The sequence below is a fragment of the Streptococcus sp. 3705 genome (assembly GCF_013277145.1).
Taxonomy (GTDB): domain Bacteria; phylum Bacillota; class Bacilli; order Lactobacillales; family Streptococcaceae; genus Streptococcus.
The window spans coordinates 1-11,086 of record NZ_VMMJ01000014.1 but is presented as its reverse complement, the minus strand read 5'-3'; the positions used below and the strand labels follow the sequence as shown (position 1 = coordinate 11,086).

Sequence of the window (11,086 nt, the reverse complement as noted above, 5' to 3'; positions counted from 1 at the left end):
GCTGGATTGAGAAAAGAGTAACAAGCTATTCACCACTCTCTAGTTCATCCATATCTTGTTCAAACTTTTTCTGAGCCCATTCACCATAGCTCTTCAGACCAAGATTGCCGATAAAAACCCAAGGAAGGTAAATGACATAAGTAATTGCCCAAGCAGACAGGTATTTAACGTTCAAAGGATTGTGCTGATAAATTTCTATGTTGAATTGATAATTCTGTAACATCAAAAGAGCCGTAATAGCCAATGTTAGGAAAAAACAACCCAAAATCGTAAAATGAAAACGACTATAGTAGGTCACTCCCAGATAACGGGCACGGTTGAAAAAGAAGAAAATTCCTACTATCAGAGTATAGACTAGAAAATTCGGATTAAAAAGAGAGGGAGCTAATACAGCCACCAAATAGCTTAGAAGCACAAGTCCAATGAAAAGGGTAAAGGATTCCGCTCCAGCTTTATTGATTAGTTGTTCTTCTCTTTCATCAAGTAATTGATAATGAATGAATTTATTTACCATCTTCTTCCTCCCAAAATAGTTGGTCTAGGGTTTTCCCTAAACATCTGCAAATGGACTGGCAGAGCGAGAGACTGGGATTATATTTTCCCGCCTCTATCAAACCAATAGTCTGGCGCGTCACCCCAACAGCCTCTGCCAGTTGACCTTGAGTTAAATCAAGCTCTACACGAGCTAATTTTAATTTTAAATTTTTAGCCACTTGCGTCCTCCTTATAGTTTTAATACTCATCTACTCTTAAAAAATCCAAAACCAACACAAGTTGTCAGCTATTTATTATAACCTCATTAATTAGCACTCCAATATTATCTTCAGCCTAAAATCAGTATGTTGTTGTTTGAAATAAACTTCCTAGTTTACTCTGTTATTTTTATTTAATATTAGCTTTAGTAGGATCTTTTAAACGAGTTTTGATTGCTTGTATTTCTTGTTTAGTTGATTTCATATCACTATTATATAATGCTTTTGGAAATGAGTCTAGCATAAGACAAAAACGTGTACACAACAAGAGCAGGAGCATAGCAAGATGACTGATTTTTTGCTGGATTTTAAGTCTGCAAAATAATACTAAATAAAACTAAAATGAATACTCCTTGCTTTTCTTGAGAGTGAACAAGTACAATAAAATGATTGTAGCGGTTGCCACAAGATACTGACTAATAGACATCGTATTTGAAGCCACAAATACAGGTAAAGAATAAAAAGGAAGAAGTTCAATTACTTTGATAAACAAATCATTACTAGTATTCGTCATAATCGTATTTAATATATTAGGGATAAAGAGTAGTAAAGCTACTAAAATACCAAATACCAAGCCACTTTTCAATTTGTATAAATAGAAAATGTAAGATAATAGAAAATAAAATAGGACTAACAAAATTGTATTGACTACAATGGCTACTATAAAATCTAATTCTAAATCACCTGGAACACCCAATTTACTTACGATAACTAGTAGCACAATGCCATTCAAAGCATAAATAATGGAAACTGAGATGGCATATAGAAAATTAGACAGGACGTAAATCATCCGATTTTTCTGTTGATTATAAAACAAACTTACCGTATTGTGGGAAAAATCTCTACTAATGACTCGGTTAGCATGTATAACAGCCATTAACATACCGAGCATAGCATAAAAGTTTGAAATATGCTTAATACCAAGCGATGTCCCTTGAGTCTTTAGAATAAAGAATGTAACCAGTATCGGCGGTATAAACGAGATAATCAAACCGAGATATATTACGCCTGATGAATATAAATCCCTCATATTTTCCTTAAGAAAATTCAATTTATTTAATTTCATGATTATAACCTTCCTTTATTTTGAACGATTTAAATAAATATCTTTAAGCGTCTCTTTTTTAGTTTCAAAATCAACTACTTTAATAGAGTTTTCGTTAAAAAATTTAAAAAGCTCACTACTTTGAATATTCCCAGACATAGTAATTCTCAATCCCTCTTCCTGAACAATATCCCCAAATTCTTGTTTGGTAATGAAAATGTCTCTATCTGTAGCTGATGAAAAAGCTATCTCAAACAAGCAATTATGACTATCTTTTCCTACTTTTTGAAATGTCAAAAGCCCGTTCTCCAATAAAAGGACCCTCTCACAAATTTCTTCAATATCTTCTAATTTATGACTCGATATTAAAATTCCCACATTTTCATGTAAAGCTAAGTTTTTTAGAACTGCTAAAACTATTTGTGATGATTCAATATCTAAACCATTAGTCGGTTCATCTAAAATCAATATATCAGGTTCCGTAACGAGAGTTAGAAGCAAAGCTAATTTTTGTTTTGTACCCAAAGAATAGGTCTTTACTTTTTTATTAATAGACTGAGTCAAATCTAACTCTTGGATCAAACTTCCAAATCTTTCTTGATTGTAGTCAACACCATATAAATTTGACAAATATTTTAAATTCTCTAAACCTGTTTTAGATAAAAATAATTTTGGTTCTTCGATTAAATACCCAACATTATCACTACTTATAATATTCCCTGAAGTCGGTTGATTATTCTGAACAAGAATTTTCATCAATGTACTCTTGCCAACTCCGTTTCTCCCTACTAGACCAACAATTTCACCCTTATTAAGTGCAAAATTTATACCTTTGAGAATGATTGAATGACCATAATGCTTACTTACATTTATAACTTCCATTTTTTATTCCTCCATTAATATTCTTGGTTTTCTCTTTGATTCTCATTAATTTTAAAAAGTTGCGCCTCTTTTTAATATATTATATCATATATCTAACTTAATGCAATATATAAATGTCATTTTGTAAAATTTTATTAACAAAAAAACTCTCTACCATAAAAAATAGAGAGTGTTAAGTTTAAATATAGGATTTCAAAATATCGACGACATCACTTCTTTTCTTAACCTGATAGGACTTGATTCCCAATTTCTCAGCTGCGATTGTATTGTCCTCAATATCACCTATAAAGACACAATGTGTAGGATTTAACTGGTATTTATCGAGAATCCCCTTCATACTTATGTCAAGAACCCCTCTTTGCCTTATACTTTCATACTCACCTTACAAATCCTTTTGGTAGTAATATCTTTTCCCTGTGTAGGGATAGTCTTGCAAAGCAAAGACTTCCTTGTAGCCATGGCTTAGATAAAAATCTGGAGCTTGAAACTGATAAGTATTGACAAAAGCAAAACGACAGTTTCGATTCTTGGCTTCACTTTCTGCTTGCTGCAATAGTCTTGAACCGATTCCTTGCCCTCTCAGTTCCTCTTTGACAAATAAATACTCAATTTCTAGCCAATTTCCAAAAGTCTCTGCTATCAAACCTGCAAAGAGATTGCCCTTTTCATCTTCAACATAAAGATTAAGTGGCTCACTTTCAGCCTCTTCTCTTTTTGAACGATTATAAGCACGAATCAAATTCCCAATTTCTTGCGATTTATGGGATTCCTTATTTTCCAATCTAAAGTACATCTAAACCTCCTCGAAAACTGATACAGCTTGATTATAGTCTTATTTCAATAGACTGTCAAACTAGCAAAAACTCACCAACCTGCGTTGATGAGTTTCAAAAACACCCCCCGATGTGGAGATGCTTGTTGCTTCGTTGTAAAGATATAGTTTTAACAATTTATATTTTCAAATTATTCATCGTAGAATACTGGTATTGAACCTCTTCTTACATTAATAGAACTTATATACTAGATTCTAATCATCTCATTCTTACACTGATGAATACCTTTAAACTACTTTCATCTAATTTGGAAACCTTTCAAACGATTTAGTTTTCATTCCATATGTCTCTGCGTTCGTTGGTAACATATAAAATTTGATTATGCTTTACAGCTTTCCTCCAGATGAAAAATCCAAAAACTGGAGCAGCTAATGTTATCCAAAAATAAACCAAGATATACTGTAAAATAGTTTTCTTTACTAATCCCCAAAATGTTCCATAGCGAACTAGACCATCCAAGAAATTCTGTATAATTCCCCCTTGATAATTCCAATAAGAATAGTGCCAAAACACAAAAGATAACCAGGTTAAGACAACAGCAATTAGAAAACCAAAAATCCCTAAAGGAGGAACCCAAAACATTATCCAAAAAAGAAATACCAAGAAACTACATAATGTTTTTCTAATTATAAATTGTTTACGATAGTCTTCTCTTAAATGATCTCTTACAGATTGTAAAAAATTACCAAATTTTTCTTTAGTGGCTCCTGCGGATGGTGGGGTTACATATTCTTTCTTAAAATTATCTGACATATACTTTCTTTCCTCTTTCTATTAAATATAACAATTCTCCAAGACTTCATTAGGTATCATCTCTATTATCTCTATATTATTCTCAAATAGATACATCGCTACCTTACGTAAAATTTTCTCATTTTGGTTTCTAACCCAGCGTCCGTTACTAAAATCATTGCTTCTTTCAAAATTATTTTTCAGAAGTTTTTGATATGCTTCTACATCTACTTTATAACCTTTACTTACTAGATTATTTAGACCAATCTGATACAATTGCCCAATAGAATAATCTTCAAAATGAAATACATTTGGAATACGACTCCGCAATCCTTCATTCATTTCTAAGAATTTTTCCATATCCTTTGTATAACCTGCAAAAATTAAGACAATATCCTCTCGATGATCTTCCATGAATTTCAAGATTTCATCAATAGCTTCCGATCCAAAATCTTTTTCTCCACCTTTTGCAAGTGTATAGGCCTCATCAATAAAGAGTACTCCACCTAGTGCAGATTCTAATACTTTTCTTGTTTTGATAGCAGTATGACCTATATGCTGACCGACTAAATCACTTCTGGATGTTTCTACATACTTATCTGTTGGAATGATATTATTTTCATAAAGTAGTTTACCCATCAATCTAGCAACTGTAGTTTTACCAGTACCAGGGTTTCCTAAAAACAATGAATGTAAAGTTACTCCAGATGTATTAAAGCCCTTATCTTTTCGGGATTTATTCATATTAGTAATAGCAATAAATTCTTGAACTTCATTTTTGACACTATCAAGTCCAATCATATCCTGTAACTTTTCAAACGTTGTTTTCTCACCGAAACGACGAATAGATACTTCATCATTTACTAAGGTATATTGATTATTTTCATCTAAGATAACATCTGTATAATCTTCATTGGTTTTTACTCTCAGTAATTCACCGACTTGGAATTTAACATTTCGTTCCAGTTTTATATCTGGGTTTGTTTTCATTCCTACAATTATTTTATTTAATCGTAGGTTAGAATGACTGTCAGAGTATACATTAATCTTATTATGATTTCCTCCTAAAACCATTAAGATATTTCCAGTAACAGATGAATGATCTTCAAAATCTCCAAGTTCTACCAATCCCAGATGATCTTCAATATGTACTGTGGACTTCACTGTTTTAATAGAATGCATCATTACAAACCCTACAGATAAGGAACTTTCTTTTAGAAAACAAGCATTTACATACTCCTCATCATTATCTAGAAAAACTCTCGTATCCAGTAAGGTCAAGCTTGATTGTGTACACTCAATTGTAGAGCGCTTATTTTCAAAACTACCTGCAAATAAAATAGAACTTTTAATGCTTCCTTCTGATTTTGTTCCTAAGAATATTCCATTGTTATCCGAAACTTCTAACTCAATATTTGATAATTCAAATCTTGAGTTATCAAATACTGTTTGAACATAGATACTCGTATCTTGAATTAGAACTGTAGAATTATCAAAATATATGCGCTGACGTTTATCTGGTTGAAAAGAACGAACTACAGAATTTTTAATCGTAACGGTTGAATCTTTAGAATAACAGATCGGGTAAATTTCACCTTCAGTCTGATTTGATTCTAAAATAACGGTATCTAATAGTACAGATGATCCTGGTTTTATGTTCAAACAATTATATTTTTCTTCTTTGACATTTAAAGCTAGATTTTTAAATGTCACATTTACACCATCAATAGCAAACAAACCATCCAATGCAGGTAAAATGAGTTGCTCCTCTTCAATAACATTTCCAATAAATGATAAATTTTTATCAATTAGGATTGATCCAAATTCTACTCTAAAATTTTCTTGGATTTCAATTGTATCTCCATCACTTGCAGCCGCAATTGCAGCATCAAAATCCCAAGTTGTTCTTTTAGAAAATAAAGAAGAATTATCTTTACCAACTAAAAAATAAGCCATTATTATTCTCCTTAAATGTGATATATCTAAAATATATTTTATCTATCATGTATGACTATAGCTCTGTCACTCCTACACCCACTCACCATTAGCATTTACGCGATAGCCATCTGGTGTTGTAGTATTGACTAAAAGAGCTCCTGAAGTTGTGAAGCAATACCAGGATTTTCCAACTTTAGACCAGCCACCTTTATTCATAGCACCTGAACCGTTGAGGTAGTACCAGACATTTCCTACCCCTGCCATCAGTAGACTCAACCCCATTGCTGATCCTGCCAGTACATGTTTTAGTTTCATCTTCTATTTTTCCTTTTTATTCACTAATCTTATAGTAAAATTCGTTTGGATCTGCTAATGCCCCCCCATACTGGGTAATTAATAAACGATCTTTACTGCTGTCAGAAGCATCTTCATAAGATGTATTACCTCCATTAAGAGGAGGATGCACAATTCCTTTGGGAATTAGAGTGACAGCTGCTCCACCTACGCCACCACTAAATCCGATTCCAAATTTTGCCATATTATCTACAATTCTAGGTGGAGCCGGTGTTACTTCAGCTCCGTTTGTAAATCCATTTTCATCAAAAGTGACTTCGCCACCCTTGTTATTCTTCCAAGTGCCTTTGATACTACTAAAGTTTTTCTGATGAATTTCAGCCAGATGAGCACCAGGTCCCTTGGCCTGCTCCTCTAGATCAATAAAGGGACGACTAGCTGAAGCATCATCAAAAATCAACCAGTTCAAGCCTTCCAAATCAAGCTTTTTAACCCCATCTAGCCCTTGTAAACTTGAAGGATCATCTGTCTCTCTTAAATCATAGTTGACTGAGCTGGCTTCCTGATAACGACCATCTGCAAAGAGATAGGTTTTAGCAATGGCTTCCGGTTTAGAAGCACTAAAAATCAAGTAAGAGATAGTTCCATTTTCATAAGGAATCAAGATCTGACGTGAACCACCTTTCCCAGCAACCCCACCAGCCTTGACTAGCTGGGCTCCCTGATCTATCAGATAATAAATCCCAAGTAGGACCTTATCTTGTTTAATTAGCAATTCTTTCTTGCCATCCTTATTAATATCGTAGAAAGTGTAGCTAATATCTTTCCCTTGGTAATCAAACAAAATGGAATCAATATAAGACTCTTCTTTGTCACCTGTCGAATTCTGTGGCATTTGTTGTTTTTGCGCTGCCTTAACTCGCTCTCTATAGGAATCTAAGATATTCTGATATACAATCTGGTAATCAATCTTTGCTTGTTCAGCTTTTTTATCTTCCGAAGCACTGGTTTGGACTGTAGTGTCAGTCGACTCTCCCCCACTAATCTGACTAGCTTGCTGCCCACAGGCTGCTAATAAAATGACTGAGCTAGCCAATAACAAGCCACTTAAAATGGTTTTCTTGGACATAATACCTCCTTTATTTCTTTTTAAAAGATTTACCAGCTAGTATACCAGAAGGATCTGAAGTAATGGTCAACTCTCCACCTTTGATCTCATAACCTAGTTTCATTGAAGACAATTCAAGAGTCTTTTCTTTCTGGTTGACCTTCATCTCATCTGTCTGCTCTGTTGGCTTGCCTTCTGTTAGGATACCAATTGTTTTTCCCTTGGTATGAACTTGTCCCTTGTCACCCTTGATTTGGATGGTTACGGTTGCTTCTTCCATAAATGGCATGCTACCTTGGTAGACATAGGTTCCATCTGCTGATGAACAGGCCGCCAAAAGCAATAGACTAGTTACTAACGATAATACAAATGCAACTTTCTTTTTCAATTTTTATCCCTCTTTTTCTTTAAAATAATTCCTAATCCCGCTAATAAACCATATCCTAATAAAGCTAGTAGGCTCACTTGACTTCCAGTATTTGGCAATGCTTTTTGTTCAACTTCTTGTTTAGCTTGAGAAAGAACTGCTGGCGCTTGGTAGCTTGGTGCTGGCCCAACAGGTTTCACATCTCGGTTACCAGCCTGACCAGGTTTTTCGGTATTCGGTTCGTCACTTGATCTACCACTTTTAAGCTCTTGAGCTGGTTCTTCACCTTTTGGTTGCGCTACTTTCGGTTGTTCAGCTTTTGGTTGTTCAACTTTGGGCTGCTCACCCTTCGGTTCGTCTACCTTAGGTTGTTCAACTCTTGGCTGTTCTACTTTAGGTTCTTCTACTTTGGGTTCTTCATCCTTAGGTAGTTCGTCAAGTGGGAATTCTGGTAGTTCTGGTTGAATAGCGCCTGGGCCGTTTACGCCACCTTTGAATTCTGGTTGTTCTGGAATAAGTGCGTCGTCGATTGTCTTATGTAGGAGCAATTTTTGATACTCACGTTCCGCTTCATCCTTGATTTTACGAGCTTTTTCTGCCTCGTCTTCTTTTTGCTTCACGTCACGTTTCAAATCATCTACGTGCTTGCAGAGTTCATCCAACTCTTTTGACTTAGCTTTCAATTCTGCTTCCAGTTTAGCTTTTTCTTGACTCAAATGAAGTGTTTCTGCCAACTTGTCTTTTGCTTTTTGCAGTGCGTCTTCCGCGTCTTTCAATTCTTTGTCAGCCTTCAAACGCTCAATCTTCGCATCTTCCAAGTCTTTGTCTTTTTGCTGACTTTCTGCCAATTTCTTAGCCAATTCTTTGTCGGCTTCGTCTTTTTCCTTGCGAGCTTTTTCCAGACGCAATGATTTGGCATTATCGTCAAGTGTCGCACGTTCTAGCTTACGTTGAGCGTCTTCTGCTTTTTCTTTAGCTTTTTCAAGCTCTTTGACAGCTTCCGCACGTTTTGCTTCTTTGGCTGGTGTTTCAGATACTTCTTTTTCTAGGTCGGTAATGCGTTTCTCAATTTCTTGAAGCTCTGTTTTCACTTGTTCCAAATTCGCCTCAGCTGTTTTCTTATCAGATTTAGCTTTTTCCAATTCGGCTTCTACTTCTTGTTTGCTTTGTAGAGTTGGTGTTGGAAGATTGGCTTTAGAATTTGGTCCATAGAGGTCATCATACTTAGCTTTTTGGATGTCTGTATTATCGTTGTCAATATATTTTTCACTTTTCACTTTCAAAACGTGAATGCGGTATACGTGTGTGAAATCAGGGTCACCAAGGTCAGTTAAAAGTTGTCCACCTTTGATGATTGATGTATTTAATCCTACAGTGTCGGCTTGTAACAAACTATAAAAATGACCGTAGCCACCTGTCAAGTAACCTTCAGCAAAGAATGACATAAAAGATTCTGTCATGCGTGCAAGCAGTTCCTGTTTAGTCATTTTATCTGAACCCATTGGAATATTCATGAGGTCTTCATAATATTGTGTATGTGTGTCAATGCCAGGTTTTTCAGACGGTTTTAATCCTCGTTTTCGAGCGATATCATTAATTCCTCGTCCAAAGTGACTCAAGTCTTGATAGTCATTGTCTTTATAAATTTTTGCTACTTCTTTGGCAAAATCTTTATTGTTCGTATTGAGTTTAGCTTCTGACAGACCTAATTGTTTACGAAGACTGTTTAAAAGAGTAACAAAATGGTTGTTTAAATCATCCACGATATCTTGAGGTAGGTTGTTTGGGTCATATTTAACATCAGTTTCCCCATCTTGGATTCCTGTCTCACTAATTTTGCTGATACGGTCCATCCAGTTCTCATTTGTTTCACGGTCTAGTTCAGTCAACTCTTCTTCTAGTCGGCGAATATCTTTACGATATTGTTCCAACCAAACGTTATAGCGAGCGTTCCATTCTTCATCCGCTTTGTCAATTTGGTCTGCGTCCATGCCTGTCATATCTGGATATGGCTCTGGGTACTTATCCATACGTCGTTTGATGAGCTCTTTAGCTTTATCTCTCCATTCTGGAGTTAGGACGACGTCTGTTGGGTATTGAGCTGATTTTAGTTTTTCTTCAGCGTCTTTGATTGCTTTTTCTGCGGTTTTCACATCGCCTTCTTTTGCCGTTTTTTCTGCTTCTTTGTCGTTTTTGTTTTGACGCTCTTGTACCTTTTTAGCTTCACGCGTTTTGTCGTCTTCTTTTGCTTTTTCAAGCTCTGTTTCCGCATTGCGTTTGGCTTGGTCTTTTACAAGTACATCTTTATCCGCATCATCTTTTTCTTGTTGAGCCTTATCTTTAGCTGTTGGGTCAAAGTCGTCCGTTGCGTCTTTCAGCTCTTTGTCAGCTTTTTCTACACCTGTACGAGCCTTGTCAAGTTCATCTTTAGCAAGTTTGGCTTCGTCAGACTTTTTAGTCACTTGGTCAGCCTTTTTGTTGGATTCCGTTTCTTTGTCTGCCTTTGCTTTTTCTTTAGCGTCTACATCATCAGTTTCATCTTTTATTTTTTCTGGTGTAGCGTCTTTTGCCTTTTCAAGGTCTTTTTCAAGGGCATCTTTTTCAGCGGTTTTGGCGTCTTTGTCTTTTTGCGCCTTGTCAAGCGTATCTTTGGCTTGTTCAGCGTCTTTTGCTTTTTTGTCGGCATCTTTAGCGGTATCTACCGCGCGTTTTTCAGCGTCAGATAAATCTTTGTCTGTGACCTTATTGTTGATAGTAGAGTTGACTGTGTTTTCAGTTGGAGCTTCAGTTGCAAAGACTGTTTGAGTAGTTGCTGCAACTCCTAAACCAGCTACTGCAGCAGTTGTCATAATTAGGGACTTTTTCATCCTTATCTCCTTTATTTTTGATTGACTTGATTATACAGTAAATAATCCCCTTTTTGGATATTTCTACCGAAAACAATAGAATTTTACCCCCCCCCCCCCCCGACTTTTCCTAAAAAATTTACTAAAAACAGTAGTTTTTCCCAAAAATGGAGAAATTTAAGTTATAATAAAACCAATAAAACTCAAGGAGACTATCATGGAATTCAAACACTATGGAGAAATTATCCACAAAATCCGTCAAGATCGCAATATGAGCCTTAAAGAGGCT

Annotated in this window: 10 protein-coding genes and 2 pseudogenes; all 12 read right to left on the bottom strand. The window is 35.4% G+C overall.

Annotated features, from left to right (window positions below; all coding sequences use genetic code 11):
• Positions 1 to 25: 25 nt before the first annotated feature.
• Positions 26 to 514, bottom strand: coding sequence for a DUF6773 family protein (locus HT714_RS04795; protein ID WP_000247411.1), 489 nt, complete (start codon positions 512 to 514; stop codon positions 26 to 28).
• A complete protein-coding gene (locus tag HT714_RS04790; RefSeq protein ID WP_001107500.1) occupies positions 504 to 713 on the bottom strand; it encodes a helix-turn-helix transcriptional regulator in 210 nt (69 codons plus the stop codon). The genes HT714_RS04795 and HT714_RS04790 overlap by 11 nt, the downstream gene beginning before the upstream one ends.
• 376 nt (positions 714 to 1,089) lie before the next feature.
• Positions 1,090 to 1,818, bottom strand: coding sequence for a hypothetical protein (locus HT714_RS04785; RefSeq protein ID WP_173251572.1), 729 nt, complete (start codon positions 1,816 to 1,818; stop codon positions 1,090 to 1,092).
• Between the two features lie 15 nt (positions 1,819 to 1,833).
• Positions 1,834 to 2,725 (bottom strand): annotated as a pseudogene (locus tag HT714_RS04780) (ABC transporter ATP-binding protein).
• 132 nt (positions 2,726 to 2,857) lie between these two features.
• Positions 2,858 to 3,016, bottom strand: a complete 159-nt coding sequence (locus HT714_RS04775; RefSeq protein WP_173251568.1) for a hypothetical protein — start codon at positions 3,014 to 3,016, stop codon at positions 2,858 to 2,860.
• Between the two features lie 45 nt (positions 3,017 to 3,061).
• A complete protein-coding gene (locus HT714_RS04770) occupies positions 3,062 to 3,472 on the bottom strand; it encodes a GNAT family N-acetyltransferase (RefSeq protein ID WP_173251566.1) in 411 nt (136 codons plus the stop codon).
• A gap of 307 nt (positions 3,473 to 3,779) precedes the next feature.
• Entirely contained in the window at positions 3,780 to 4,265 is a 486-nt protein-coding gene (locus HT714_RS04765; protein WP_173251564.1) for a hypothetical protein, read from the bottom strand.
• Between the two features lie 21 nt (positions 4,266 to 4,286).
• Entirely contained in the window at positions 4,287 to 6,200 is a 1,914-nt protein-coding gene (locus tag HT714_RS04760) for an AAA family ATPase (RefSeq protein ID WP_173251561.1), read from the bottom strand.
• 72 nt (positions 6,201 to 6,272) lie between these two features.
• A pseudogene (locus tag HT714_RS04755) lies at positions 6,273 to 6,434 on the bottom strand (nucleoside triphosphate hydrolase); the annotation flags it as partial.
• A 79-nt stretch (positions 6,435 to 6,513) separates the two neighbouring features.
• Positions 6,514 to 7,605 carry a DUF6287 domain-containing protein gene (locus HT714_RS04750; RefSeq protein ID WP_173251559.1) on the bottom strand — a complete coding sequence of 364 codons (1,092 nt, stop codon included), beginning with the start codon at positions 7,603 to 7,605 and terminating at the stop codon, positions 6,514 to 6,516.
• 10 nt (positions 7,606 to 7,615) lie between these two features.
• Positions 7,616 to 7,972 carry a hypothetical protein gene (locus tag HT714_RS04745; protein WP_173251557.1) on the bottom strand — a complete coding sequence of 119 codons (357 nt, stop codon included), beginning with the start codon at positions 7,970 to 7,972 and terminating at the stop codon, positions 7,616 to 7,618.
• Complete coding sequence (locus tag HT714_RS04740; RefSeq protein ID WP_173251555.1) at positions 7,969 to 10,818, bottom strand: SEC10/PgrA surface exclusion domain-containing protein; 2,850 nt, start codon at positions 10,816 to 10,818, stop codon at positions 7,969 to 7,971. The genes HT714_RS04745 and HT714_RS04740 overlap by 4 nt, the downstream gene beginning before the upstream one ends.
• Between the last annotated feature and the right edge of the window lie 268 nt (positions 10,819 to 11,086).

Excerpts from the sequence above, each read along its gene's own strand:
- HT714_RS04740 (WP_173251555.1), bottom strand. The coding sequence starts at position 10,818 with ATGAAAAAGTCCCTAATTATGACAACTGCTGCAGTAGCTGGTTTAGGA.
- HT714_RS04765 (WP_173251564.1), bottom strand. The coding sequence starts at position 4,265 with ATGTCAGATAATTTTAAGAAAGAATATGTAACCCCACCATCCGCAGGA.
- HT714_RS04795 (WP_000247411.1), bottom strand. The coding sequence starts at position 514 with ATGGTAAATAAATTCATTCATTATCAATTACTTGATGAAAGAGAAGAA.
- HT714_RS04785 (WP_173251572.1), bottom strand. The coding sequence starts at position 1,818 with ATGAAATTAAATAAATTGAATTTTCTTAAGGAAAATATGAGGGATTTA.
- HT714_RS04775 (WP_173251568.1), bottom strand. The coding sequence starts at position 3,016 with ATGAAGGGGATTCTCGATAAATACCAGTTAAATCCTACACATTGTGTC.
- HT714_RS04770 (WP_173251566.1), bottom strand. The coding sequence starts at position 3,472 with ATGTACTTTAGATTGGAAAATAAGGAATCCCATAAATCGCAAGAAATT.
- HT714_RS04750 (WP_173251559.1), bottom strand. The coding sequence starts at position 7,605 with ATGTCCAAGAAAACCATTTTAAGTGGCTTGTTATTGGCTAGCTCAGTC.
- HT714_RS04760 (WP_173251561.1), bottom strand. The coding sequence starts at position 6,200 with ATGGCTTATTTTTTAGTTGGTAAAGATAATTCTTCTTTATTTTCTAAA.